The following is a 26,021-nucleotide window of genomic DNA, read 5'->3' on the forward strand; positions in this document are numbered from 1 at the left end:
TTTATTTCTACAGTTACAATCTATTTACATATAAGATTATTAGGATTATATTGACAATGAAAGAGAAAACAATAGATGGAAGGGGATGTTTTTTATGTTTAAAAAAGCAGCACTAGGGATTTCATCGTTAGCAATCACAGCGTTCGTCGGATTAGGGATGGCAACAGAAGCTTCAGCTGGACCAGCAGCACCACTTACTTCACTAAACGTCGTACAAGTAGAGTCTGAGCTGGGCGGAGTAGAAACAATTAACCAAAACAGCTTTAGCACAACACGTAACCACGGGGGAAAATACTTATATATTACAACGAAAGAGATGGGATACGGTCAAAATCCGTTTACTAAAATGAATGGTTCTAATGTAAAAAGTATTGGATCCACAATAATCGGCGGAAAACCAATCGTTGGCTGGTATTACAAATGGGATGCGTCTGGACATCAACAAGGAACATTTGAATACCAAAAAACATCTATAAACGCGCCATTTAATACAATGCGTACGTCAATTTATATCCAATAATTTTTGAAAACGTTCGCACATATAGAATAGTTAAAAAGGTACTTCTAGGAGTACCTTTTTTTGATTTGAATCACGTTCATCTATATTTACAATTCCGATTCCATAGCAAGAACACTTCCCATAAAACAAAATCCTTAACGTCTATAAAATTTATATGAACGCGTAGTACAAGTCCGCTACAGTTAAAGTACGTAACTTTACATATTTCAACTCAATGAAAAAGGAAGAAACTGCAGTACTTACGCCGCAGTTTTAAATTCATCCATGAACTCACAGTTTTTAGATATATAGACATAAACGTACTACCTGCTACTCTTTTTTAAATTCAAGATTAAAAAAGAGTAGCTAAGCTTAGCTTAATGGTTATGTGGCGAAACTTTAAAATTAATTACATCTTTTTCATAGCATAAATAATTTTGTATAGGCAGATGAAAGGATTTTTTAAAATAATAAAGAAGTATGTATAAACAAATATATAAATGGTAGTGATTAGGATGAAAATCAGTAAGTTTGCAGAAGTAAATAATGTAAGTGTAGATACGATTAGACATTATATGGACCTCGGACTCGTTATTCCCGAGAAAAAAGGAAGTCACTATTTTTTTGACGAGTATTGTCAAAAGGATATAGAACTTATATTAGAGTACAAATGGCTAGGGTTTAGCTTGTATGAAATTAAAGAACTGTTTCTTTATAAAAATTTAGGGAAATCCTTAGACTATGAAAAGGATAATTTTTATCAATCTTTATTTAAAGTAAAATATGAAAAGATTGAACAAGAAATAAAAACTTTAGAGGAACGAAAATGCAAATTAAAGGAAGCGTTACATAATTTATCTATAGAAACTGAAATTTCGAGTTCAATTTTAGGGGTAGATTTAAAAGTACTTCATTTATTTAAATGTGTTAAGTGTAACGGAAATTTAATTCTTGAAGATGGCATTATTAATAAGAATCAAATTATTGAGGGAAAGTTAATTTGTAATTGTGGTGAAGAATACACGATTATTTCAGGGGTTTTAACAGCTGGCAACTCAGTGAAAGCGTATGAAAAGAAATCACTTGAAGATTCTATTTCGGATTATATTCATGAAACTGATACTGCTTTTTTGGAAAATGTTCAAAGAGGAGGAGAATGGGCGAAAAAGAAACTAATGCAATTAGATTTAAATGAAAAAATACTACTTGATTTAGGGTCTGGTATTGGGTTCTTTTTACGAAATATTTATGAAGAACTACCGGAAGAGTGTTTATATATTGCTGTTGATCGAGATTTGAATAAACTTTTACTTTTAAAAGATGTAATTGAGAGAAGAAATGTGAAAAGAAATATTGTATTTATCTGTGCCGACTTTCTAAACATACCTATTCAGAATAATTCTGTTGATATTGTAATCGATCAATCAGGTACAAGTAATTATAGTTTTGAATATGAGGAGTTCTTATTGTGTGAATTAAATTCCCTTTTTAAACACAATTGTTATTTATTAAGTTCATTTATTTTATTTAATAAATTTAGTATAAATAGCCAAATTGCACCTAGACTCAGAGAGAATTTTACATCTGCAAAAGTAACAAAAGAAATCGAAAATTTACAGTTTCAATCTATTGATGAAAGTACTTCAAATTATTTGATACGAGGGGGAAGGTACGAGGATTTCTTTGTTCAAGGAGAAGAAATTTATACATATTCATTTTTCGGAAAAAGATGGGGTTAACCCCATCTTTTATTTATTTTCCCTTAAAACTTTTCAAATAGTACATATTGCTATTGGGTTGACCCAAGAACTTACAATGTACGTAACACAAAGTTAGGCAGGGGGAAAAGTGATGGGAAGTTTACGATTACATATAGAAAATAAAAAAAGCAATCAAGAATTAAGAAATATTAGTTTATATTCAATTGCAAAAACAGTATCACTATTTGGTAGCTCTATTTATAGTTTTGCATTAGGATTGTATGTTTTACAAATAACCGGATCTGCGTTAAATTTTGCAATTTCGCTCATATTAGGAACGATTCCAATGATTGTTATGAATCCATTTGCCGGTGTCATTGCTGATAAGGTTGATAAAAAGAAACTGGTTATTTGTATGGATTTACTAAGCGGATTATTATTAATAACTGTTTATATATTAAGCAGCTATTATGGATTAAACTTATTCATCATTTATACTACTACCTTTCTTATGACAGTATTTACAACGTTTTTTGGAATAGGATTAGAGGCCGTAAAACCGAATATGGTTACTAAAGAACGGTTAATGAGTATTAATTCTATAAGTAAAATTATCGATTCTATATCTTTAATTTTAGGGCCTATGTTAGGGGGCATTGTTTTTGCAGTCTTTGATATGAAAACTTTTATAATTATTAACGGTATTTCATTTATCCTTTCGGCTATATCCATATTGTTTATAAACTTTAAATTGTGCGAGCAAAACATAAATGAGGAATGTTCAATTAGAGAAATTAATTTTATTGAAGATATAAAGGAGGGATACTCTTACTTATTGGAGCGGAAAAGCTTAAAAAATACTTTTAGTATTTTAATTTCACTTAATTTCTTTTTAGGCTTTGCTGTAACTGTTCCGTTGCCATACATTATTAACACAGTTCTCAATCTTAGTTCTAAGCAATTTGGTATGATTCAAGGGACTTTTCCGATAGGTATGATAGTTGGTGCAATATTAGTAAAAAAGATAACTGATTGTTTTTCTTATTCTTATCTATTGAAAAAAATAAGTTTTATGTTGGCAATTTTTATGATAGTTTCAGGAATACCTGTTTTATTTAAATCTATTGTAGTAAATAATTTGGTATATGTTACTACGTATTGCATGATTATGTTCTTTTTAGGGTTTATGATAGCACAAATTGATATTCCTTTAATGTATTTCATGCAAAATGAGATTCCTGAAGAATATAGAGGAAGAGTTCTTAGTATTGGATTAAGCTTAGGTAAAATAATGCAGCCAATAGCACTTGCAATATCAGGACTATTATTAAATTTCATTCCAGCCTACACGCTTCCCATTGCAGGGGGGATTGTATTTTTTACTTTGAATAAAATTTTAACAAATAAGTTAAATTTAGAAATTCATTCAAAAGATTATAGTGTTTAACGTAACTTAAAAAGCGCAGGATCAGCATCCTGCGCTTTTCTATCGTAATTCAGCTGTTTTTCTAATAACAATTTTATCAATATCATCTTCTTCATCACCAATAAATAATCCTCGTTCTTTTAAATACGCTTCAAAATATAAATCAGCTTCAGCGCGTTCATCATATGGCTTTACAGAGAGAACGAAACCTAATTTGTTTTGTTCTTCTAAATGAGAAGTGGAGATGTAAGCCGGTACATTATGGCGTAAAAAGAGTTCTTTAACCGGAATAATCATATCTTTCATTAATTTCGTTAGCATACCCATTTCAAACTCGAAATTAAAGCGATCTATACTAGACAAATCAGCGAATACTACACCGATAAAACCTGTATTAAATACTTCTTGATATTCTACATCTTCGTCATGGTCGCCGTAAAAATTCTTTTCGATTAAATAATTTACAAAATAAGCAACGCCATCACTTTGTTCAAATGGTTTCGTTGAAAGAACAAAACCAATTTTCTTTTGTGTATGTAAATACACACATGACATGTATGCTGAAATGTTATGTTCCTTAAATAAAGCACTTGTTGCTCCAGAGAGACCATCTAGTACGTGATGAACAATTTGAAGTTTTTTACGAGCGAAATAATAGGATTTCTTTTGTAACTCCAATGTATCAATAAAGACAGAGCCGATAAAGCCTGTATTTGAAATAATAGGTGCTTGCTTTTTTCTTCCTCTGCGCTTTAATGGAGCCATTGTTAAAATCATCCCTTCATGTACGTTTAAAATAAAAAGAACGTTTGTTCGTATATTTATATTTTACTATTAAAACGCTCTAAAGTAAAGGGTTTTTGATGAAAATATAACAAAAAAGACACCTTATAAAAGGTGCCTTAAACGCTGTAAGGAATAGGTTTTACCCTAACTATTTATATTATGATACAGAAACAATCTCTTCTGTATCTTCTACATCTAAATGACAGTCCATAGTACGAACATCTTGATCTTCATGACTTCCGAAATAAATAGTAATTTTCATATGTATCGCTCCTTTATTCTAGGAATACCTAAAATAATTACTAGTAATGTTAATATTTATTATATACCACTTTTTTCATTCCGACAACGTTATATCATTTTTAATTATTTTAAACTATAGAGCACAATTTAAAGAGGTACTTTTTATAGAAAATGGTAAATTTCTAATATGTTATATTTAATATAGAAAAATTCGAGTGTTACTTTTTATGAAAAGGAGAACTATTGATGAATTATAAACAACTACTACTAGATAACTTTGCATTTAAAACTTCATATGTTGCACAATTTGTGCCCGGAATGAGTATAAAAAAAACGAAAGATTATATTGCTGTTGATTGTGGATTACCTGCCGATACATTTAATATCATCACTCTACTAAACAATAATTTAACGGAAGGGATCGAGAAATTATATAAAGAGGTAGAATACTATTATCAAAGAAATTTTCCAATGAGTGTTTGGTTATGGGATGAGGAGCAAGAGCGGGATATAAAAAGCGAGTTAATTAAAATCGGTTTAAAAAAAGCGGAACAGAATATTGCGATGGTAGCAGACTTAAAAACAATTTCCCCAACAATAAACATGCCAGTAAGTTTTACTATTCAACAAGCATCTTCACCTGGACAAATAAATAAATTTGGAGAAACGTTAGCTGATCTATTCGGCACATCAGAAGAAGGTATACATGTACAAGCATTCTATAATCAAATTTCTAATCTTGATATATGTAACAGTGAGAATATGAAATTATTTTTAGGGTTATATGAAGGTGAAGTCGTAACTGTTGGTTCATTGATATGTTCAAAAGATAGTATTGGTATTTATGACATAGCAACTAAAGAAGAAATGAGAGGACGAGGATTCGGATCTACTATGTTCAATTTCCTTCTGCAAGAAGCACAAAAATTTAAAAATACGTATTGTGTATTACAAGCTTCACCAGATGGAATCAATATTTATAAAAAATCAGGATTTCAAGCTATCGGCAAAATGACGGTATTGGAAAATCGACATTTAATTGAGTAAATCATTCAAGTTAAATCGTCTTTATATAGGAGCTTATAAATTGTTATGAAAAAGATCTATCTCGTTACAATAATTTGTGCCTTTATAGTAATAAGTATCTTTGTTTTTCAGAAAATAAATGAACATAAGTATACTAAAGCTATTAATCAATCAAATCATATAAAAAATATCGCACATAGAGGTGCTTCTGCGTTCGCACCTGAACATACAATAGAGGCATATCAATTAGGCCAACAAATGAATGGAGATTATATAGAAATTGATCTCCAAATGACAAAAGATGGACATTTAGTGGCTATGCATGACGAAACCTTAAACCGTACAACAAATGGTACAGGGCTAGTGAAAGAGCATACATTAGAAGAAATAAAGCAACTAAATGCAGGTTCTTTTTTCAACGAAAAATATCCGAACTTAGCAAAGAAAGAATTTGAAAATGCTAAAGTCCCAACATTAAAAGAAATTATTGAAACGTTTGGGCATAACGCAAACTATTATATTGAAACAAAATCACCTAATGAATATCCAGGAATGGAAGAAAAATTATTAGAAATTATTAATCACTATGAAATACAGGATAAAGTTATTATTCAATCGTTTAGTGAAGAAAGTCTGCAAAAGATTCATAGCTTAAATAGTAATATATCTTTAGTACAATTATTACCATATAAAAAAGCAGTTCAATTAACAGAATTAGAGATAGAAAAGTATAAAACGTACTGTATAGGTCTTGGTATGAATTACAAATATATTGATTCAGATTATGTAAATAAAATAAAGAAAAACGGATTAGAAGTTCATCCATTTACAGTAAATAATGAAAAAGATATGAAAAAGTTACTTTCATGGGGAGTCGACGGGATGTTTACTAATTATCCGGATCGTTTACATTCCATATTGGATTTGAAAAGTCATGAATAAGAAGTGTTATTCATAAAGGGAAAATTTACACAATCTATATATTAGGATTAATAATGCAAGATGACATGTTGCATATAAAAAGAAAATACCAAAAACCGCAACTAGAAGACCTGGGTTGCGGTTTTTTTATTGCTTCGATTTCAGTTTACAAAGTTTGAAGCTAGAAATGTAAATCTATTTAGATGAATTGGCTTCTTATGTATTTGTACTTCGGATCGTTCTAGGTATATGTACAACCCATGAGACGAGTTTTGCATATGATAATAGAAAAGGAGATGTTGCATATTGAAATACCACACTAGAAATGTAAATAATCTGAATAACTTAGCGGATAATACGAAAGCTGCAGCTTTTAAGTGGTATCAGTACTGTATTGACAATGGAATTGAAGTATTAATTTATGAAACAATCCGTACGGTCGAGCAACAACGTGAATATGTTCGTAAAGGAGCATCACAAACGATGCGATCATATCACTTAGTAGGACAGGCATTAGATTTTGTTCCAATTCAGTCGAATGGTACAGAAGATTGGAATGGCTATAATAAAGAACCGTGGGCATCAGCAATTCGTTATGCTAAACAAATTGGTTTTGAATGGGGCGGTGACTGGAAAGGATTTGTGGATAGCCCGCATTTGCAATATAACTACAAAGGGTATGGAACGGATACTTTTGGAAAAGGTGCTCAAAACGTAGCAACTCCTCCCATGTCGAATGATAGTGTAGGGGTTGCTTATATTAACGGTAGTAATGTAAATTTACGAAAAGGACCCGGTACTGGATATGGCGTTATTCGTCAATTAGGGAAAGGAGAGTCCTACAAAGTATTTGGACAATCAAATGGCTGGTTAAATCTAGGTGGCGATCAGTGGATTTATAACGATCCATCATACATTCGTTATACGGGAGGAAATGTACCAGCAACTTCACAATCATCAAACGATGGTGTAGGTGTAGTTACTATAATAGCGGATGTATTGCGTGTTCGTACCGGCCCAGGAACAAATTACGGCATTGTGAAAAACGTGTACCAAGGTGAAAAATATCAATCGTTTGGATATAAAGATGGTTGGTATAATGTTGGTGGAAATCAATGGGTTTCTGGTGAATATGTTACGTTTGTAAAGTAAAAATAAGAGCCGTCCTGCTGGGCGGCATTTTATTTTAAATATTCATAGGACGAGCATTCATAATATCATTTGTGATACATAGAGTATAATTTTTCATTCTAATAATCAGAAAGTAATCAAAATGTAATTAATTTCAACTACGCTTTTTATATTTTTTTGATACACTGGCTACGAGGGGGATACCAATTAAGGTCGGTAAAAACCAAAACCATATAGGCGGAAGTAAATTTATAATGGGAATATGGATGCCGACATTTACTAAAAGTGCGGTGACTGCACCAATATAAGAACCTAACATACCTCTAATGTGGTGATGGAGCCAATTTTTCCAACGTTTTTTTCGTGCAAGGTATCCATAAATTGTAAATGAATAAGAGAAGATTGCTACATAAAATAAATATGCGATTTTATCCCAGTTGATAATGGATAATATTATTGCCGTAAGGGTAATGACAACATAGGATGCATGATATATCTCGCCCCATTCAGTATGTTTTCCTTTCTTCTTTTGAGCAACCATCGCTACAATACCAGTGATTAAGCATATTGTTCCAAATAGTATGTGTATGGTTAAAAGAATGTTAAAAATGCTCATAATAATTCCTCCTTTTTTATTTTTATAGTATTGCAGTATAGGAGAAAAGTTGAAACATATTGTTTGTTGGCCTTAATATATTGAAATAAAGGTAATCCTAGAACAAATTTAAACGGACAAATTTTTCTTGATTTTAGTGAGCCACGTATTACGTGAAATGAAGGAGAGACTTCCATGTTTACATCTATTACATATTTACAATCAGGGAATGACAAACAACAAAAGGTATATGATGTTTTAAATAAACTAAACATAATGGAGGATTTAGCTTTGTATAGTCCCGTTCTTTGCGGGACAATCCCTATAAGAATTGATACTCTCCAATCTGACTTAGATATAGTAATGGAAGTACATAACTTTGATGTTTTTGAGCAGGAAATGAGATCTTTATATGGTTCTTATAGAGGGTTCAATATAAAAAAGAAAAAAATGAAAGGTACTGAATCGATAAAGGTAAATTTTGAATTCGAAGGTTTTGAATTTGAATTATTTGCTCAGCCTAAGCCAGTGCGTAACCAAAATGCATATAGACATATGATAGTAGAGCACATGCTATTAATGCAGCATCCACATATAAGGGAAGAAATTCTTCGCTTAAAAGAGAACGGTATAAAAACAGAACCTGCTTTTGCTCAAGTATTAAACATTGAAGGAGATCCTTATGAAGGACTTATTGTGTTGGGGCAGGAAATGCGGTTGTGGTAAATAAGATACATAAAAACTCCTCTATAGAAAAAGAGGAGTTTTTATTATGCCATTAGCTTACGGATTAATTCACTCAGCAATTTAACCCCGTGAGTCATTTGTTCTGGAGAAGCATATCCATATGATAAACGAATGTACGGTTCTGATTCTTCTTCATAAATACGTCCTGGATTTAAAAGAATTCCTTTTGATAGTGCCTCTGAAAATAATTTCTTCATCGGAATGCTAGGTACAACCTTAAGCCATATAAAGAATCCGCCGTTAGGAATATCCCAAGTGGCAATATCTGCACAATACTTATTTAAAGCCCGTATCATGATTTGTCTTCGTTCTTTTAGTTGAATTCTTACGTTTGCAACATGTTCTTCATAAAAACCTTTTTTTATCCATTCAGCAGCAACTCTTTGGGATAACGAACTCGATCCATAGTCTGTTTGCATTTTTATATCTGACAATCTTTCAATAACTGGTTCAGGTCCAATAATCCATCCAATTCTAAGTCCTGGGCTAAGTGTTTTAGATAGACTACCAACATATAATACATGTCCATGTTTATCTATTGATTTTAAAGGAGCTGGAGGGGGTTCATCAATCCATAACTCACGATAAATATCATCTTCAATAATAGGTAACTGTTCCTTTTCACATATCTTTATTATTTCTTTTCTTCGTTCTTGAGACATTAATATCCCAGTTGGGTTTTGAAAACTAGGAATAGAATATAAAATGTTTTTCTTTTGACTGTATTTAATGCGTTTTAATAATTCGTTAGGTAAAATACCGTGATGATCCATAGCTATACCAGATAAATTTATATTTGCTGATTGAAATACATGAAGTGAATATAAGTAAGAAGGTTGTTCAAGTAAAACAGTTGATTCTCTATGCAAAAGACCAATTGATATTAATTGCAATGCTTGTAATGCACCAGAGACGATTAATATAGAACCCGGTGATACATGTATTCCGAATGATTTTACGTAGTTACTTATTGCCTCACGTAACGGTAAAAAACCTTTTTGTTCTTCGTATCCGAAATAATCTAATTCGTCACTTACGTTTTTCATAATGGACTGCATCGTTTTTAGCGGGAAAATTTGAGGTGCAAGTTCACCTTTACTAAGATGGATAAGTGTTTTATTTGCTTCTGCTTCATTTATTTCTCGTACCATTAACTTGCTAGGTTTATGAATACCAGCTTTTACATATTCACTCCAATCAGGCGGGGGATTCGTCGCTAATAATGACCATGTATTATTTGTTACAACTGTTCCTGCTCCGATTTTCCCTTGAATTAAGCCATCTGCCATAAGTTCATCGAGCGCAGTTATTACAGTACTTCGATTTACATGAAATAATTTTGCTAACTGCCTTTGACTAGGGATCTTACTTCCGATCGGCCATTCTCCGTTTTCGATTTTTTCTTTCATATAATCTACTATCTGCCGATATTTAGGCAGTTTTTTTATTCGTTGTCATAAAAAAACTCCCTCGTTCAATTTAAAAATGCCAAGTGGTTGGTTTTTACGATAAATAACTGGTTGAAGACATTGTATCAACTATTAAATATGATGAAAAGAAATAATTGGTAATTTAAAAATGGTTGGTTTATTAGAAAGGGAGAGAAAACATGCATAATAAAAAATGGGATTTACGCATTATATATGCACACGCGTTTACGATTCTTATATGGGGAACTGCTTTTCCGGCAATTCGTATGGGGCTTGAATCTTATACACCTGAGCATCTTACTTTACTACGCTTATTAATCGCTTCATTTATACTTCTGTTGTTTTCTTTTATCTACAAGTTACGGCTACCGGATTTAAAGGATATCCCAGCAATTTTTATGTTCGGTGCTTTAGGATTCACTTTTTATCACATTGCATTAAACTACGGCGAAAAAACAGTAAATGCTGGTTCTGCAAGTTTAATTGTTTCGGTCACACCTATAGTAACGGCAATTCTTGCTTCTATATTTTTAAACGAAAAAATGAAATTAAATGGTTGGATCGGTGGTGTAATTAGTTTTATAGGAATTGCTCTCATATCATTTAGTCAAGGAGATAGTATTCAATTAAATAGTGGGGGATTATTTATATTATTTGCAGCAATTTCAGAAAGCCTATATTTTGTTTTCCAAACTTCTTACTTAAAAAAGTACGGCTTCTTACCATTCACCATATATACAATTGTATCTAGTACTGTATGTATGCTTATTTTCTTACCGGGAATGTATCAAGAAATACTAGCAGCTCCTCTTGAAGTGAATGTGAGTGTTTTATATTTAGGCTTATTTCCAACAGTACTCCCATATATCGCATTGGCCTATATCATATCTCATGCTGGTGCTGCTGAGGCAACAAGCTCTCTATATTTAACCCCCAGTAACTGCATGTTTTATTGCTTGGTTATGGTTAGGAGAAGTGCCAACTTTAGTTTCGATAATTGGCGGAGGGATTACTATACTTGGTATCGTGATTGCTCATATACCAGTATTAAGAAAAGAAAAACATAGGAATTTAGCAAATAATCAATCCGTATAATGTAATTCAATAATGATTTTATGATACTTTTTCATATAGTTTCTTTCTTATGTTGATAAATATAATATTTTGTATTTCAGTTAAATATTGTATGTTACATTTTATGTAGTAAGCATTTTAAAAGGAGATGACAACATAATGAATGGAAAAAGAAAATTTTTCACATGTATTTCTATTATAGGAATCGGACTAGCTAGTTTTTCTAATTCTAGTTTCGCAGCAAATGTAACGGACAATTCAGTACAAAATTCTATTCCTGTAGTTAATCAACAAGTAGCTTCTGCAAAGGAAATGAAACCATTTCCCCAGCAAGTTAATTATGCAGGTGTTATAAAACCTACTCATGTTACACAGGAAAGTTTAAATGCTTCTGTAAGAAGTTACTACGATAATTGGAAAAAGAAATATTTGAAAAATGATTTATCTTCTTTACCTGGTGGTTATTATGTAAAAGGAGAGATTACAGGTGATGCGGATGGGTTTAAGCCACTTGGAACTTCAGAAGGTCAAGGGTATGGGATGATAATTACAGTATTAATGGCTGGTTATGATTCGAATGCTCAAAAAATCTATGACGGTTTATTTAAAACAGCAAGAACTTTTAAAAGCTCTCAAAATCCTAATTTAATGGGATGGGTTGTCGCAGATAGTAAAAAAGCACAAGGTCATTTTGATTCTGCTACTGATGGGGATTTAGATATTGCGTATTCTCTTCTTCTTGCTCATAAGCAGTGGGGATCAAATGGAACAGTTAATTATTTAAAAGAAGCACAAGACATGATTACAAAAGGTATTAAAGCTAGTAATGTTACAAATAATAGCCGACTAAATTTAGGAGATTGGGATTCTAAAAATTCACTTGATACGAGGCCATCTGATTGGATGATGTCACACCTTAGAGCATTTTATGAATTTACAGGTGATAAAACTTGGCTTACTGTTATTAATAATTTGTACGATGTTTATACGCAATTTAGTAATAAGTACTCTCCAAATACAGGACTTATTTCAGATTTCGTTGTAAAAAACCCACCACAACCCGCACCTAAAGACTTCTTAGAGGAGTCAGAATATACAAATGCATATTATTACAATGCTAGTCGGGTACCATTGAGAATTGTAATGGACTATGCGATGTACGGCGAGAAAAGAAGTAAAGTCATTTCTGATAAAGTCTCTTCATGGATTCAAAATAAAACGAATGGAAATCCTTCTAAAATTGTGGATGGTTATCAATTAAATGGATCTAATATTGGTAGTTATTCAACTGCTGTATTTGTTTCACCGTTTATTGCTGCAAGTATAACGAGTAGCAATAATCAAAAGTGGGTAAATAGCGGTTGGGATTGGATGAAGAATAAGAGAGAAAGTTATTTTAGTGATAGTTATAATTTATTAACTATGTTATTTATTACAGGAAATTGGTGGAAACCTGTACCTGATGATAAAAAAATACAAAATCAAATAAATGATGCAATTTATGAAGGATACGATAATTAATTAAATTTGAGAATGGTTACTTAAGAAAGGAATTAGCATACGCTAGTTCCTTTTTAATATTTTGTAAAACATTATCCATTCTAAAATTCGCATAGATATACTTGCTTTTTTCATATACATAGTTATTGATGACTCTATGTTTTTATGAGGGGAGAGTATTTCTTGGAAAAAGTATTATTTTTCGGAGACCCAGGTATTGATGACTCATTTGCCATTATGTATGGTTTACTGCATCCCGAAATTGAAATTGTAGGTATTGTAACTGGATACGGAAATGTTGAGCATATACATGCTGCACATAATGCAGCGTATATTTTACAGTTAGCAAATAGACAAGACATTCCTGTCATTAGTGGTGCAACAAAACCACTTACAGAAGAAATTACTACGTACTACCCTGAAATTCACGGAGCAGAAGGATTAGGGCCCATCCATGTTCCAGAAAGCGTATTATCTATTCCAATATACAATTTTGGTAGTATCGCTGCGATTCTTGTAAAGTACGGAAAAGATTTAACGATTGTTGATGTAGGAAGATCTACCTCGTTAGCAATTGCTTTTAATTTATGGAATGATTTAATGCTAAATGTAAAAGCAATATATTTCATGGGTGGTGTTTTTTTAGAAGTAGGAAACGTTACGCCGTTAGCAGAGGCAAATGTGTATGGAGATCCTATAGCAAGTAAAATTGTTTTCCATCAAGCAAAGAATTTATTAATATTCCCTTTAAATGTAACAAACAAAGCTGTGTTAACACCAAATGTATTTAGCTATATTCAAGCTAATACAAAGAATCCATTTCATATGATAATGAAACCAATGTATGACTACTATTTATCTGCATACCAAAAACTTAATCCATCTATCGAAGGACCTTTGCTACATGATGTGGTTGCAATAAGTGGATTAGTAAATCCAAGTTTTTTTGAATTTGTGCATCGTACAGTAAATGTAGATACATACGGAGATACGAAAGGACAAACATTTGCTGATTTTCGCCCTAGCTCTATACCTGAAGGGGCCCATATAGCATTAGAAATAGATGAACAAAAATTCATTCAAGATTTTATAAAAATCATGTTATAAGTTGTTGTCGAAAAAGGGAATTATTTCAATGCGTTGAATATAAAAATACATCCCTCTAGATAAAGGAGCTTACAATATTGAATGTCCAGTTAAAGGTTGTTACGAGAGAAAATTGGGAAGAAGCATTAAAGCTACAAGTTAAAGAAAATCAGTTGAAATTTGTTCCATCCGTAGCAGTTTCGCTTGCTAAAGTATATATAAAACCAGATGGTGACAATGTAGAGTACATACCATTCGCTATATACGTTGGTGACCTTATGGTTGGTTTTGTAATGCATGCAGTTGTAAGAAAGACATCAGATATGTATTGGATTAACGGATTTATTATTGATCAAAAGCAGCAAGGTAATGGATATGGAAAAGCAGCATTACAAGAAAGTATTAATATAATAAAAAATACTTTTAAATCGTGTAAAGAAATTAGATTAACCGTACATAAAGATAATATCTCTGCAAAGAAACTATATGAACGATACAGTTTCAAATCATTAGAACAGGAGTATGATGGCGAGCAAGTATATCGTTTATTTGTTTAACTATTAGGAAGTAAAGGCGTGAAATGAAATATGCAATTTACTGAAGTGAAAATTGAAGTGTTCATTCCTGAAGAATATATTGAAACATTAAGGGATGAATTAAATAAAATTGGAGCATGTAAAACGGGCGAATATGACCATTGTCTTTCCTATAGTTCAGTGAAAGGATATTGGAGACCGTTAGACGAGGCATCTCCTTTTAATGGAGAAATTGGTCGAATATGCGAAGGGCAAGAATGTAAAGTTGAAATAAAGTGTAAACGAGAACTTGTAAAAGATGCTCTTGAAGTTATTAATGATATTCATCCGTATGAAACACCTATGATTTATATTATACCAATACTAAATGACTATTTTGAGCAACTATACATTGAATAACTAGGAGGAATATCAATTGAAAAGTAAATTTCATCATATTGTACGAGCAGTCATGATAAAAGATGAAAAATTATTAGTTGCTGAATATATTGGCCATCATTATTTTTTACCTGGTGGCCATGTTGAAATTGGAGAATCAGCAGAGAATGCATTAATAAGAGAGTTAAGAGAAGAACTTGGAGTAAACTGTAGTATACAACAATTTTTAGGAGTCATAGAAAATCAATGGCAAGATAAAGAAGTGCTTCATCATGAAATTAACCACATTTTTGAAGTAGAGTCACAAGATTTACATACGGACTTACCACCGAAATCTAGCGAGTCTCATTTAGCATTTCAATGGATAGATTGTAATAAAGAAGCCTTAAATCATTATGAAATCATGCCAATGCCTTTAGTGAAGGAATTACTAGAAAGAAAGTTAAGTGATGAACTACTAAATTGTTGGATTAGTAATTTTTAAATCACTTTATTTATAGTAAATACGTCCATCGAATGAATATAAAGAAAATAGGCTGAAAAACAAGGTACATCACCTAGTGTAAGTTCATATTTTGTTGATGTACGCATTTAGTCTATAGTCTTGTTTCTACTTTGTTCACAAGAATTTATTAACTTTAATATTTGGGCGGAATTTATATTTATAAATGGAGGGGTTCTTAATGAATCAGTTTCAACATGAACTACAAACATTAAATCTTAATGATTATCAAACTGGTAATGTTGTGTATTGGGATCAACAACAAAGTCAATATCCATACTACTACATTCAAGACGATGCACGTCGTTGCGGAGGATGCGGAGGTTGTGGTGGACGCTGTGGCGGTTGTGGCGGCGGTAGATGTGGTGGCTGTGGTGGACGTTGCGTAGGTTGCGCTGGTTGTTTTGGTTGCTTTAATTGCTGGAACTGGTGGATTATTTAAATATAGTACATCATTAATATTTTATATGAAAGAAAGGTGTAAATACTGTTTATACTTTTCTTTCATGCTGTAATTTTGTATTAGTGTTAAGGGGGATTTATTTGTATACATACGAAAAGTTGATTTCTTGGGTAGAAAATATAAAAGAAAAAAATCAAAGTTCTGCTGCAGCACTTTGTATTATAAAAGATAATAAAATCGTGCTAGAGCATTATAGTGGTTATCACTCAAATACATCTACAAGCAAGAAAGTAACAGCACCTTCACAATTTAACGTTGCTTCTGCTAGAAAAAGTTATTTAGGATTAATAATAGCGTATGCGCTTTATGAGGGGAAAATAAACTCTATTGATGATGAAGCGATAAAATATTTTAAAGACTTTGATCCTATATTGCTTGGTAAAACGACGATAAGACATTTAGTAACACATTCGCACGGATTAGAAGAAACGAATGACGGGACAATTTTTCGTGAATTTGAACCGGGACAATCATGGGCGTATAGAGATATTAATGTAAGAATGATGACACGTCTTATTTATCAGCTATATAACAAAAGTTTTCCTGAATTGTTAAAAGAGCGTGTTTTTAAACCTGCTAAATTTCAAGAAACAGGATGGAGAATACAGCAAGATGAAAATTTGGTTGAAATTATTAATAATCCAAATGAAGACCCGATAAGTGGAATTGGTACAGTAAATGATGGTACTGAAAAAAATCTATTTGTCTCAGCTAGAGAATTTGCGCAGTGGGGCAATCTTCATCTAAATCAAGGCATGATACATGATAAACAAATCGTTCCAAAAGAAGTTATAAAAATTGCTACGAGTTTGCAGAGTCCAACATTTATAAACAAAGAGCTACCACAAAATGGGGTGTTTTGGTTCATCCAAAATGAGCCTGCACAATTAAGCGAACTTGGTGAACGTATTCCAAAAGGGTCGTATCAAATATTAGGGATTACTGGACCGACTATTTTAGTAATACCTGAATATAATGTAGTTGTTGCAAAAATGTATAATAAAAGATATAACTACGGCGGTGATAATTACTTATATTATTTACGTGAATTTAGTAATTTAGTCGCTGATACATTTAGTAACCGTATTAGGGCATAATTACTCCTATAACAAAAAGGGGTGATTGAAAGTGAAAGATAAAGTGAACAAAAATAAAAAGCAAAATATAAAAGATGTAAATACAGAGCAAAATGCAATTTATAGCGATCCTAAAGATGCAGCTAATATGCAAACTGTACCGCAGCCGAAAGATTTTGATGAAATCGAATATTAATTTTTCATCCGACTATATGATGAATGAAAAATACGTCTTAAGTCTCATAACATTTAAGAAATTATTTGATAACATATATACATAAGCATTTGAAAATGTCTTATCTTAACAAAGCTTTCTTTAGAAATATCTGATATAACCTGCAAAAGGCACTTCTTTATGAAGTGTCTTTTTGTGTATATGAACTTAATTACCATTTTCCGTACAGTATCTTGTAATTTATGATGGATATACTAACTGTGAAAATTCATGTCAAGATAAAAGAAGGGGACAAGTTAGTATGAAACAAAGTTCTATAAATCCGTTACTAATTGTTCTAGGTACAATCATTGTTCAAATTGGCCTTGGAACAATTTATACATGGAGTTTATTTAATCAACCCCTTGTAAGTAAGTTTGGATGGAATCTTAATTCAGTAGCGATAACTTTCTCCATAACAAGTTTTTCTTTATCATTCTCAACTTTATTTGCAGCAAAGTTGCAGAAAAAATTAGGACTGCGAAAACTTATTGCTACTGCAGGAATTGTTTTAGGACTCGGCTTAATACTTAGTTCACAAGTTTCTTCTTTACCACTATTATATTTATTAGCTGGTGTCGTTGTTGGTTATGCGGATGGAACAGCTTATATTACATCACTATCTAATTTAATTAAATGGTTTCCAAATCGGAAAGGGCTTATTTCAGGTATATCTGTATCAGCGTATGGAATGGGCAGCTTAATCTTTAGATATATAAACGGAAATCTTATCGATAACCTTGGTGTATCACAAGCATTCTTATATTGGGGTATTATCGTGTTACTTTTAGTGTTAATCGGATCGTTCTTCTTACGTGAGGCAATTGTAAGTAATGCTGTAACTGAAACATTACACAATGACTATACTCCGCGTGAAATGATGCGAACGAAACAAGTATATCTCCTATTTTTTATGTTATTCACCTCGTGTATGGGTGGTTTGTATTTAATAAGTATGGTAAAAGATATCGGCGTACAACTCGTTGGACTTAGCGCAGCAACCGCTGCAAACGCCGTTGCTATGATTGCAATCTTTAATACAGTAGGTAGAATTATTCTTGGGACGCTATCAGATAAAATCGGCCGAATGAAAATTGTCTCTGCAACGTTTATTATTATAGGATTGTCAGTCTTTACTTTAAGTTTTATTCCGCTAAATTACGGAATCTATTTTGCTTGTGTAGCAAGTGTCGCCTTTTGCTTCGGTGGTAATATAACTATATTCCCAGCTATTGTCGGAGATTTCTTTGGATTAAAAAACCATAGTACAAATTACGGCATTGTCTACCAAGGTTTCGGATTTGGTGCGCTTGCAGGATCATTTATTGGAGCGATACTCGGGGGATTTCAACCGACCTTTATTATAATCGGTGTTTTAAGTGTTATTTCCTTTATTATTTCGATATTAATTCGTCCGCCAAAAGCAGAAAAGAAAAAAGAAAAACAACATTTGTATCGGAAAGTAGCTTAATTTTAAAAAGAGTCCTCATATAGGGCTCTTTTTATATTATGAAATATTTGATTTTCCTTTTTACTAATTGTGTAGGAAGAAAAGAGTTACATCATTCAAAGTAAAATGATTTAAAAAGGAATAAAGTAGTTTATTTCTTAACGAACCAAGTAGCAGATTAGTAAAATAATCATATTGTTTTATAAAAGAACCAAAATATTCTTAAAAACTACAGTTAATCAACTTTGTTATTAGAAATGCAATACATTTATAGACCATTATTTTCTTATAAATTTATAATGAAGGTAGTTGGCTTATATTGGTTACAACCATAATTTCTTCTTTTATGGCATTCATTTCAACAAATATTGATGACATTTTTATACTCCTTGTTTTATTTTCACAAGTAAAAACAGGAGTAATTAAGAAAGAAGGTAGAGCAGTCCCGGAAAAAACTAAGATGAAAGAACTCTATATTGTTGTTGGACAATATTTAGGGTTTAGTGTAATTATTTTCCTAAGTATCATTGGTTCTTTAAGCTCTTTTTTCATTCCTATATCGTGGATTGGGTTATTAGGATTCGTGCCAATTTATATGGGAGTGAAAGCACTATTGTCACTTCGTTCTTATAAAAGAAATACAGTCATTGATAACGTTTCAGGTTCAATATTTAAAGTGGCTTCGATTACATTAGGTAATGGAGCTGACAATATTTCAATTTATATACCAATGTTCGCTAGTCAAAATTTTAAAACAAATATTGTTACATTAGTTATCTTTTTTTGCATGATAGCAATATGGTGTCTTATTAGCTACAAATTGTTAAGAGCTCCTATTTTAGCTAAAGTACTTGAGAGAAATTGTCATATTATTGTTCCAATAGTTCTAATTTGTTTAGGGATGTTCATTCTTTTTCGCAGTCATACAATTGAATTATTTTACTAATATGTTTAAACTAACGGAAGTTTTTATTAAATGAATCGAACTACGTATAAAGCCTTATTACAGATGGAGTGTAGTAGGGCTTTTCTTTATTTTAGTCAAATGAAACAGTGCTCTACGACTATTAAATTAGACAGGACATTATGATTATTAAATTGAATAGATACTTTAAAAGGAGCGTGATAATTAAAATGAAAATAGTAAAACAATGGGTCCAAGAAGATAGTGATTACATAAGAGAAAAAGTAATTGAATATAACCAAAAACATATTTCGGATGAAGAGAAAAAGCCTTCAGAAAAAATTAGTTTTATAGTGAAAAATGAAAAGGAAGAAATTGTAGGTGGAATAACTGCAATTACATTTTGGCACCACGTGCATGTCGATTTCCTTTGGGTTTCTAAAGATTATAGACACGAAGGATATGGAAGCAAGTTATTAAAACTTATTGAAGAATTTGCAATTGAAAAAGAGTGTAGGCTAATCAATTTAGATACTTTTAGTTTTCAGGCCCCTAATTTTTATAAAAAGCATGGATATAAAGTGATTGGAGTAAGTGAAGATCATCCGAAAGGGCACAATCGATATTATTTAGAAAAAAGGTTAGAAAATATATAGAATCCCAAAACAAATCAAAGCATAAAGAGCGTACATTGAATAATTACTTTCAACATACGTTCTTTTTTATATAGCAATGAAAGGTTATCGGTTATTAACTTTACTAAGAGCAGATAAATGAAATACTCTATTAATTTTTTTATATTTTAAAACGATTAAATGGTAGAATGTAACAAAGACAGAAAATTCTCGTTATTGAAGGTGGACTTAGATGAAAAAAGTAAATGTTACATATGCACTTTTATATGATAAAACAAACGAAAAAATTCTAATGGTAAAAAACAAAGGGAAGAATGGCTCTTATTACACGTTACCAGGTGGCGCAGTTAAATTTGGAGAAACGTTAGAAGAGGCAGTAATTCGGGAAGTGAAAGAAGAAACCGGGCTACATATAACTGTAAATGGTATTGGTTACATTAGCGAAGCTTTTTTTGAAGAGAGAGGGCACCATGCCATTTTCTTTAATTTTTTAGGTGAAATAATCGACGGGGAGATAAATATAACAAGACCAAAAGAAATCGAAGGGATTACTTGGATGGAATTACATAAAGCAGCACCGCATTTACGTATACCAGAACAATTATTAAATACATTACAAAGGAAAGAAACAGCACCTTACTTTTTTAACGGAACAATCATTCATCAATCTTCATAACATTAACATATCATGTAAGGCGGGGAAAAAATGGAGTTTATCGTTAATCATAATCATTTCACTCAAGCACTTTCAGAAGTAAGTAAAGCTATATCTACCAAAGCTATAATACCTATATTATCTGGTATAAAAATAACCGCAGATCAATCTGGAATTACTTTAATCGCAAGTAATTCAAATATTTTCATTGAAAAATTCATCCCTAGTTCCAACGAAAACGACCAAATTACAACTATATTAAAAGCAGGAACTATTGTAGTACCTGCAAAATATTTCATTGAAATTATAAAGAAAATGCCAAGTGATATATCAATAAAAAGTAAGAATGAGCAAATCATTACGATACAGTCAGAAGAAATTACATTAAACTTAAATGGACTTCCAGCAAATGAGGTTCCGAATGTCCCACTTATTGACGATCATGCAGAAATACAAGTGGAAACAGAACAATTAATTGAGGTGTTTAAACAAACTGTCTTTGCAGTAGCTAAAAATGAATCTAGACCGGTTCTTACTGGCGTTCATTTGGAGTTAGATCATAATAAATTAATTTGCGTAGCAACTGATTCACATAGACTTGCTATACGCGAAACGATGATATCTACAGATGTGAAAGCAAGTTGTATCGTACCAAGTGCAACTATTAGTGAACTTCTAAAATTAATGAGTAGTAATTCCGAATTCGTATATATCTATCTTTCAGAAAGTCACATTATTTTTACATTCGGCACAACTACATTATATTCAAGACTAATTGAAGGGAAATACCCTAATATATCTAGTTTAATTCCAAATGAATTTCAGACAGTCATTAACGTAGATAGAAAAAGAATTTTACAAGGTGTAGATCGATCCAGCTTATTAGCTAGGGAATGGGCAAATAACAATGTCAACTTAGAAATCATAAACGCATCCACATTGAAAATTTCTTCTAACTCTTCTCAGATTGGTAAAATATCCGAGACACAACAAATAGATGCGATTCAAGGTGAAAAACAATTAAATATATCTTTCGATGGACGATTTATGATGGATGCTTTAAGGACGATAAAAGAAGAAACGGTTACTCTAAGCTTCAGCGGTTCTATGAGACCAATATTAATTGAAGCAGGGACAGAATCTGCAGCAGTACATCTTATATCACCAGTAAGAGCTTATTAAAAACAGCGGAAGGAATCACATTATGTACAAGCATACTTTATGTTTTATAAAAAGAAACGAAGAGATACTTATGTTAAATAGAGAATATGACCCTGTAAAAGGATTGTGGAATGGGGTAGGAGGAAAGGTCGAAAAAGGAGAAACACCTTTAGAAAATGCAATTCGTGAAATAAAAGAAGAGACTAATATAAAAGTTACGCATGACCACATTCAATTTAAAGGCATTATTAAGTGGGAGGACTCTTCATATTCTGGCGGCATGTATGTTTATTTAATAAAGATACTGAATGAATTTATATATCACACTCCAAAAAAAGTTTCAGAAGGAATTCTAGACTGGAAAGAGATTTCTTGGATTCTAAGTGATTATAATTACGGCGTAGGAGAGATGATACCAAAATTTTTATATGAAGTACTCCACAATGAATTAATATTAGAGCACAATTTTGTTTTATCTAATCATAAATTAATAGATTATAGGAATAAAGAATTGGCTAAGCAGGACAGTTCTATAGATAATATAGTTCAATTATAAAAAGCAGGCATTGTAATCTATAATACACAGCAAAATAATTATAACGTAAATGATTCGAAGAGTATCTAAGGAGAAAATTTATATGAGGATGAGTGTAATGAAGAAAATAATTATTTTACTCATAGCTGTAGTTTTAATTACTTTTGCTTTTTATCAATACAATAAAAAAGATGGTTTATCTAAAAATGATAAGGTGTATGTAGAAGACTTTAAAGGAAAAAATGATTCAAACAAAATACAATCTGCTATTAATAAAGCAGAATCTAGTAAAATTAAAACGGTATTGCTTGATGATAAGAAGTACAAAATCACCTCACCAATTATAGTGAAGCAAGGTGTAAAGTTATTATTTGGTTATGGAACACAATTTGTTGTTGAAGGTAATTTTAGAGTTCTAGAATTAGAAAAAAATGCATCTATCGAAGGAGCATATATAGCTATAGACGATCCTACATTTAATTCTGAAGTTATATATTTAGACGGCAAAAATAAGTATTATAACACGTGGCACAAGACACAAATAAAAGATGTAAATATTATCAATTGGACAGAAACAAATAAAGGTACTGGAATTTCTTTGTATGCTGGTGGAAAAGAAAATGAAATTTCATTTATTAACTTTGAAAATATAAAAGTTGTAGGAATGGAAACTGGGCTAAAATTAGTAGCAAAGAAACCGAAATCTGGTTATGCCTGGATAAATGCCAATCGTTTTATGAACTTCTCACTTGAAGATTGTGTAAATATGATTTATATGGATAGTCAAGTAACCACGCCAAATGAAACTAGTGGGAATCAATTCATAAACCTTCAAATACAGCCTTCAAATAAAACGAAAAGTATTATAAGAGTAAGTGGACAGCATAATGAGTTCCATGGGATGGTATGGGACTTAAATAAAATAAAACATGAAAACGAGCTTATTGAACTAACTGATAAGAGCATGAATACAGTGATTGATATTACCTCTGTACCGACAAATAGAGTTTTAGATAGCGGAAAAGCAAATATAGTGAAATAAGCATTAAAACAAAAAAGAGCGAATTCCTTATAAGAGAACTCGCTCTTTTTATATTTATAATTATATTTCTCTCCACCAAGCTGATGAAGGATAGTCTATAGATTTTAACGTAATCGATTCACCAATTTGCGGCGTTGCAATTTTAACTCCTAAACGTTTTGCTTCTTTCGTAACTCGTTCTATCGGGTCACTCCATTCGTGTAATGCTAATGTAAAAGCACCCCAATGAATCGGAAGAAGTAGTTCTCCTTTCACGTCAATATGAGCTTGAACTGTCTCTTCAGGTAACATATGAATAGCAGACCATCTAGGATCATATTGCCCGCACTCCATTAAAGTAAGATCAAATGGACCATATTTATTACCAATTTCCTTAAAGTGAGGGGCATAACCGCTATCACCACTAAAGAAAATTTTAGTTTCTTGACCAAGAATAAGCCATGAACACCACAACGAACAATCTCTATCTGTCATACTTCGTCCTGAGAAATGCCTTGCGGGAGCACATACCAACTTCATATTATCAAACATAATTTCGTCCCACCAATTATGCTCACTAATTTTACTAGGAGAAACACCCCATTTAATTAAATATTGTGCTACTCCAGTTGGAACATAAAAGTGCTTTGCACGATCTTTTAACTGCATAATACTCTTGTAATTTAAATGGTCATAGTGATTATGAGAAATGATAATCGCATCAACTTCTTGAAGGTCTTCGCGGTCTAAAGAAAAAGCGCCACTATAACGTTTACTATTAAACAGAGGAAATGGGGAAGAGGCATCTCCAAACATAGGGTCTAATAACAATATTTTACCTTCTATTTTTAATAGTGAAGCAGAGTGCCCAAACCATGTCACACTCTCTAAAGACTCATTACTTTTATCCGATAAAACAATAGGTAAATTCTTTATAGGACGCAGCTTTGATTTCATTTTAAAGTAATCAGTTATTAAACCTATAATATCTTTCGGTTTAAAACTTACATCAGTATGAATTTGATTTATATATTTCTTTTTCATTCGTTCTCCTTTTTACGTTTAACCATATACGTATGTTGTTATTGTAGCTAATTGTAGTTTAAACGAAATCATTTTACCTTTCATCTTAAATGCAGTACATTTTATAAATTTGTCAAATTCATTATTTTTATATATAAAAAATAAATCATGCAGCAGATGAAACTAATATGAAGTAAATGTAAAATGTTTTAATTTAGTAAATTCCTTCTTATACGCAACAAAGAACATACGTTTCGTTGTATGTTATAGAAGAAAATATGTCTCTAAGTATTAAAAGGAAGGAGAGGACGTATGTGCAAATAGAGAGAAAAAAGAAATCAAAATGTAAACTATCAAAATCTGAAATAACGCAGCTTTATGCAGATGGGAGGAGTACCTCAGAAATCGCTATACTCGCTAATGTGTCTGCTAGGTATATTCGTATGGTTTTAACAGACAATAACGTTCCAAGGCGCGCTATAGGGAGTTGGAAGAGAAAGTACGACATAACAGAAGGTTATTTTAAAACGTGGTCAAATAACATGGCTTATATATTAGGATTTATAGCAGCAGATGGTGTCATACAAAAAGAAAATCAATGCGTCAGTATATCACAAAAAGAAAGTTACATTTTAGAAGACATAAAAAAAGAACTAAAAACAAACCAGCCACTTTACCAAAACAAAAAAACAGGTGTATATATGCTAAATATTAATAGCAAAACAATAAAGGACAACCTTATGAACATACACGGAATTATGCCATGTAAATCATTTAACATCGAATTTCCATTCGTGCCAGAAGAATATTTACATCATTTTGTTCGTGGGTATTTTGATGGGGATGGTTACGCCAATTATGAAACTTATACAGTTAGTTTTGTAGGTGGATCATATAATTTTATGAATTCTTTAAATCTAATACTACAAAATCACAATTTACCAACCGATTTACTAAATCAAAATAAACATTATCGCGTCATTTTAACCGGGAGAAAATCAATACAACTATTTTCAAATTGGATTTATAAAGACAAAGATATTTATTTGCATAGAAAATATCAAGAATTTCAGAAAGAAAGTCTAAGTCTAGATCAATTACAAGATCGAAAACTAAAAAGAACTCAAGCTGCTGTTAAGCAGAGAAAACAAAATTTTCTTAAGGAATATATGAAAAATAAATGTATCGCTACAACTTGTTCCAATTTAGAAATAAAGGAACCAACTTTTAAAAGTTGGTTAAAAAATGATAATCAATTTAAAAAAGACTATGAAAGAATTCATTCATTATAAAAATTCAAGAAA

At 31.6% G+C, this 26,021-nt stretch carries 27 protein-coding genes and 1 pseudogene; 24 read left to right on the forward strand and 4 right to left on the reverse strand.

Annotation, left to right across the window (positions count from 1 at the left end; translation table 11 throughout):
- The first annotated feature begins 94 nt into the window (after positions 1–94).
- From DOS87_RS14215 to DOS87_RS14225, 3 genes are all read left to right on the forward strand, one after another.
- Positions 95–520 carry a DUF4879 domain-containing protein gene (locus tag DOS87_RS14215; protein ID WP_000472921.1) on the forward strand — a complete coding sequence of 142 codons (426 nt, stop codon included), beginning with the start codon at positions 95–97 and terminating at the stop codon, positions 518–520.
- Between the two features lie 494 nt (positions 521–1,014).
- Positions 1,015–2,238, forward strand: coding sequence for a MerR family transcriptional regulator (locus tag DOS87_RS14220; protein WP_000703286.1), 1,224 nt, complete (start codon positions 1,015–1,017; stop codon positions 2,236–2,238).
- A 112-nt stretch (positions 2,239–2,350) separates the two neighbouring features.
- Positions 2,351–3,646 carry an MFS transporter gene (locus tag DOS87_RS14225; RefSeq protein WP_000535181.1) on the forward strand — a complete coding sequence of 432 codons (1,296 nt, stop codon included), beginning with the start codon at positions 2,351–2,353 and terminating at the stop codon, positions 3,644–3,646.
- Positions 3,647–3,685: 39 nt separating this feature from the next.
- Here DOS87_RS14225 and DOS87_RS14230 read toward each other — a convergent pair whose 3' ends face one another.
- The gene (locus DOS87_RS14230; protein ID WP_000035359.1) at positions 3,686–4,390 is read right to left on the reverse strand and encodes a hypothetical protein; all 705 of its coding nucleotides are present in this window, start codon (positions 4,388–4,390) and stop codon (positions 3,686–3,688) included.
- A 510-nt stretch (positions 4,391–4,900) separates the two neighbouring features.
- Here DOS87_RS14230 and DOS87_RS14235 point away from each other — a divergent pair.
- The 3 genes from DOS87_RS14235 to DOS87_RS14245 all read left to right on the forward strand — a co-directional run bounded on the left by DOS87_RS14235 (position 4,901) and on the right by DOS87_RS14245 (position 7,753).
- The gene (locus DOS87_RS14235; protein ID WP_048564732.1) at positions 4,901–5,701 is read left to right on the forward strand and encodes a GNAT family N-acetyltransferase; all 801 of its coding nucleotides are present in this window, start codon (positions 4,901–4,903) and stop codon (positions 5,699–5,701) included.
- 45 nt (positions 5,702–5,746) lie between these two features.
- The gene (locus tag DOS87_RS14240; protein WP_098641081.1) at positions 5,747–6,622 is read left to right on the forward strand and encodes a glycerophosphodiester phosphodiesterase; all 876 of its coding nucleotides are present in this window, start codon (positions 5,747–5,749) and stop codon (positions 6,620–6,622) included.
- A gap of 285 nt (positions 6,623–6,907) precedes the next feature.
- A complete protein-coding gene (locus DOS87_RS14245; RefSeq protein ID WP_029442468.1) occupies positions 6,908–7,753 on the forward strand; it encodes an SH3 domain-containing protein in 846 nt (281 codons plus the stop codon).
- A gap of 133 nt (positions 7,754–7,886) precedes the next feature.
- Here the strand turns inward: DOS87_RS14245 and DOS87_RS14250 are convergent, their stop codons facing one another.
- Positions 7,887–8,348 carry a DUF2306 domain-containing protein gene (locus DOS87_RS14250; RefSeq protein ID WP_151628710.1) on the reverse strand — a complete coding sequence of 154 codons (462 nt, stop codon included), beginning with the start codon at positions 8,346–8,348 and terminating at the stop codon, positions 7,887–7,889.
- Positions 8,349–8,522: 174 nt separating this feature from the next.
- On the opposite strand from DOS87_RS14250, the gene DOS87_RS14255 reads away from it, so the two are divergent.
- A complete protein-coding gene (locus DOS87_RS14255) occupies positions 8,523–9,053 on the forward strand; it encodes a DUF4269 domain-containing protein (RefSeq protein ID WP_000495184.1) in 531 nt (176 codons plus the stop codon).
- 44 nt (positions 9,054–9,097) lie between these two features.
- On the opposite strand, the gene DOS87_RS14260 is transcribed toward DOS87_RS14255, so the two are convergent.
- The gene (locus DOS87_RS14260; protein WP_208730369.1) at positions 9,098–10,483 is read right to left on the reverse strand and encodes an efflux pump transcription regulator NorG; all 1,386 of its coding nucleotides are present in this window, start codon (positions 10,481–10,483) and stop codon (positions 9,098–9,100) included.
- A gap of 200 nt (positions 10,484–10,683) precedes the next feature.
- On the opposite strand from DOS87_RS14260, the pseudogene DOS87_RS14265 reads away from it, so the two are divergent.
- From DOS87_RS14265 to DOS87_RS14340, 16 genes and pseudogenes are all read left to right on the forward strand, one after another.
- Positions 10,684–11,599 (forward strand): annotated as a pseudogene (locus DOS87_RS14265) (DMT family transporter).
- Positions 11,600–11,737: 138 nt separating this feature from the next.
- Complete coding sequence (locus tag DOS87_RS14270; RefSeq protein ID WP_098424918.1) at positions 11,738–13,099, forward strand: family 8 glycosyl hydrolase; 1,362 nt, start codon at positions 11,738–11,740, stop codon at positions 13,097–13,099.
- Positions 13,100–13,261: 162 nt separating this feature from the next.
- Positions 13,262–14,185 carry a nucleoside hydrolase gene (locus DOS87_RS14275; RefSeq protein ID WP_098900435.1) on the forward strand — a complete coding sequence of 308 codons (924 nt, stop codon included), beginning with the start codon at positions 13,262–13,264 and terminating at the stop codon, positions 14,183–14,185.
- A gap of 77 nt (positions 14,186–14,262) precedes the next feature.
- Positions 14,263–14,721 carry a GNAT family N-acetyltransferase gene (locus DOS87_RS14280; RefSeq protein WP_001102680.1) on the forward strand — a complete coding sequence of 153 codons (459 nt, stop codon included), beginning with the start codon at positions 14,263–14,265 and terminating at the stop codon, positions 14,719–14,721.
- A gap of 30 nt (positions 14,722–14,751) precedes the next feature.
- The gene (gene cutA, locus DOS87_RS14285) at positions 14,752–15,099 is read left to right on the forward strand and encodes a divalent cation tolerance protein CutA (RefSeq protein ID WP_001160789.1); all 348 of its coding nucleotides are present in this window, start codon (positions 14,752–14,754) and stop codon (positions 15,097–15,099) included.
- A 16-nt stretch (positions 15,100–15,115) separates the two neighbouring features.
- Positions 15,116–15,562, forward strand: coding sequence for an NUDIX domain-containing protein (locus tag DOS87_RS14290; RefSeq protein ID WP_000836826.1), 447 nt, complete (start codon positions 15,116–15,118; stop codon positions 15,560–15,562).
- A 199-nt stretch (positions 15,563–15,761) separates the two neighbouring features.
- Positions 15,762–16,022, forward strand: coding sequence for a heterocycloanthracin/sonorensin family bacteriocin (locus tag DOS87_RS14295; protein ID WP_001071342.1), 261 nt, complete (start codon positions 15,762–15,764; stop codon positions 16,020–16,022).
- A gap of 101 nt (positions 16,023–16,123) precedes the next feature.
- Complete coding sequence (locus DOS87_RS14300; protein WP_098578111.1) at positions 16,124–17,140, forward strand: serine hydrolase domain-containing protein; 1,017 nt, start codon at positions 16,124–16,126, stop codon at positions 17,138–17,140.
- Between the two features lie 31 nt (positions 17,141–17,171).
- Complete coding sequence (locus DOS87_RS14305; protein ID WP_000653680.1) at positions 17,172–17,315, forward strand: hypothetical protein; 144 nt, start codon at positions 17,172–17,174, stop codon at positions 17,313–17,315.
- 280 nt (positions 17,316–17,595) lie between these two features.
- On the forward strand, positions 17,596–18,804 hold the full coding sequence (locus DOS87_RS14310; RefSeq protein ID WP_098578112.1) for an L-lactate MFS transporter: 1,209 nt from the start codon (positions 17,596–17,598) through the stop codon (positions 18,802–18,804).
- Positions 18,805–19,102: 298 nt separating this feature from the next.
- Positions 19,103–19,729, forward strand: a complete 627-nt coding sequence (locus tag DOS87_RS14315; protein WP_098578510.1) for a cadmium resistance transporter — start codon at positions 19,103–19,105, stop codon at positions 19,727–19,729.
- Positions 19,730–19,917: 188 nt separating this feature from the next.
- Positions 19,918–20,343, forward strand: a complete 426-nt coding sequence (locus DOS87_RS14320) for a GNAT family N-acetyltransferase (protein ID WP_098578511.1) — start codon at positions 19,918–19,920, stop codon at positions 20,341–20,343.
- Positions 20,344–20,554: 211 nt separating this feature from the next.
- Entirely contained in the window at positions 20,555–20,998 is a 444-nt protein-coding gene (locus DOS87_RS14325; protein WP_098578512.1) for an NUDIX hydrolase, read from the forward strand.
- A gap of 30 nt (positions 20,999–21,028) precedes the next feature.
- Entirely contained in the window at positions 21,029–22,159 is a 1,131-nt protein-coding gene (dnaN, locus tag DOS87_RS14330; protein WP_098578513.1) for a DNA polymerase III subunit beta, read from the forward strand.
- A 22-nt stretch (positions 22,160–22,181) separates the two neighbouring features.
- Positions 22,182–22,694, forward strand: coding sequence for an NUDIX hydrolase (locus DOS87_RS14335; protein WP_098578514.1), 513 nt, complete (start codon positions 22,182–22,184; stop codon positions 22,692–22,694).
- Between the two features lie 82 nt (positions 22,695–22,776).
- Positions 22,777–23,715, forward strand: coding sequence for a hypothetical protein (locus DOS87_RS14340; RefSeq protein WP_098578515.1), 939 nt, complete (start codon positions 22,777–22,779; stop codon positions 23,713–23,715).
- A gap of 60 nt (positions 23,716–23,775) precedes the next feature.
- On the opposite strand, the gene DOS87_RS14345 is transcribed toward DOS87_RS14340, so the two are convergent.
- Positions 23,776–24,738 (reverse strand): MBL fold metallo-hydrolase, encoded by a 963-nt coding sequence (locus DOS87_RS14345; RefSeq protein ID WP_098578516.1) that lies wholly within the window; start codon positions 24,736–24,738, stop codon positions 23,776–23,778.
- Positions 24,739–25,031: 293 nt separating this feature from the next.
- Here DOS87_RS14345 and DOS87_RS14350 point away from each other — a divergent pair, with 293 nt between their 5' ends.
- The gene (locus DOS87_RS14350) at positions 25,032–26,009 is read left to right on the forward strand and encodes an LAGLIDADG family homing endonuclease (protein ID WP_098853227.1); all 978 of its coding nucleotides are present in this window, start codon (positions 25,032–25,034) and stop codon (positions 26,007–26,009) included.
- The last annotated feature ends 12 nt before the right edge of the window (positions 26,010–26,021 follow it).

It is taken from the genome of Bacillus sp. CR71 (genome assembly GCF_003429245.1).
GTDB lineage: Bacteria > Bacillota > Bacilli > Bacillales > Bacillaceae_G > Bacillus_A > Bacillus_A thuringiensis_S.

What these genes read in the sequence shown, in the direction of transcription:
- DOS87_RS14215 (WP_000472921.1), top strand. Translation starts at nt 95, where the DNA reads ATGTTTAAAAAAGCAGCACTAGGGATTTCATCGTTAGCAATCACAGCG.
- DOS87_RS14220 (WP_000703286.1), top strand. Translation starts at nt 1,015, where the DNA reads ATGAAAATCAGTAAGTTTGCAGAAGTAAATAATGTAAGTGTAGATACG.
- DOS87_RS14225 (WP_000535181.1), top strand. Translation starts at nt 2,351, where the DNA reads ATGGGAAGTTTACGATTACATATAGAAAATAAAAAAAGCAATCAAGAA.
- DOS87_RS14230 (WP_000035359.1), bottom strand. Translation starts at nt 4,390, where the DNA reads ATGGCTCCATTAAAGCGCAGAGGAAGAAAAAAGCAAGCACCTATTATT.
- DOS87_RS14235 (WP_048564732.1), top strand. Translation starts at nt 4,901, where the DNA reads ATGAATTATAAACAACTACTACTAGATAACTTTGCATTTAAAACTTCA.
- DOS87_RS14240 (WP_098641081.1), top strand. Translation starts at nt 5,747, where the DNA reads ATGAAAAAGATCTATCTCGTTACAATAATTTGTGCCTTTATAGTAATA.
- DOS87_RS14250 (WP_151628710.1), bottom strand. Translation starts at nt 8,348, where the DNA reads ATGAGCATTTTTAACATTCTTTTAACCATACACATACTATTTGGAACA.
- DOS87_RS14255 (WP_000495184.1), top strand. Translation starts at nt 8,523, where the DNA reads ATGTTTACATCTATTACATATTTACAATCAGGGAATGACAAACAACAA.
- DOS87_RS14260 (WP_208730369.1), bottom strand. Translation starts at nt 10,483, where the DNA reads ATGAAAGAAAAAATCGAAAACGGAGAATGGCCGATCGGAAGTAAGATC.
- DOS87_RS14270 (WP_098424918.1), top strand. Translation starts at nt 11,738, where the DNA reads ATGAATGGAAAAAGAAAATTTTTCACATGTATTTCTATTATAGGAATC.
- cutA (WP_001160789.1), top strand. Translation starts at nt 14,752, where the DNA reads ATGCAATTTACTGAAGTGAAAATTGAAGTGTTCATTCCTGAAGAATAT.
- DOS87_RS14295 (WP_001071342.1), top strand. Translation starts at nt 15,762, where the DNA reads ATGAATCAGTTTCAACATGAACTACAAACATTAAATCTTAATGATTAT.
- DOS87_RS14310 (WP_098578112.1), top strand. Translation starts at nt 17,596, where the DNA reads ATGAAACAAAGTTCTATAAATCCGTTACTAATTGTTCTAGGTACAATC.
- DOS87_RS14320 (WP_098578511.1), top strand. Translation starts at nt 19,918, where the DNA reads ATGAAAATAGTAAAACAATGGGTCCAAGAAGATAGTGATTACATAAGA.
- DOS87_RS14325 (WP_098578512.1), top strand. Translation starts at nt 20,555, where the DNA reads ATGAAAAAAGTAAATGTTACATATGCACTTTTATATGATAAAACAAAC.
- dnaN (WP_098578513.1), top strand. Translation starts at nt 21,029, where the DNA reads ATGGAGTTTATCGTTAATCATAATCATTTCACTCAAGCACTTTCAGAA.
- DOS87_RS14335 (WP_098578514.1), top strand. Translation starts at nt 22,182, where the DNA reads ATGTACAAGCATACTTTATGTTTTATAAAAAGAAACGAAGAGATACTT.
- DOS87_RS14340 (WP_098578515.1), top strand. Translation starts at nt 22,777, where the DNA reads ATGAGGATGAGTGTAATGAAGAAAATAATTATTTTACTCATAGCTGTA.
- DOS87_RS14345 (WP_098578516.1), bottom strand. Translation starts at nt 24,738, where the DNA reads ATGAAAAAGAAATATATAAATCAAATTCATACTGATGTAAGTTTTAAA.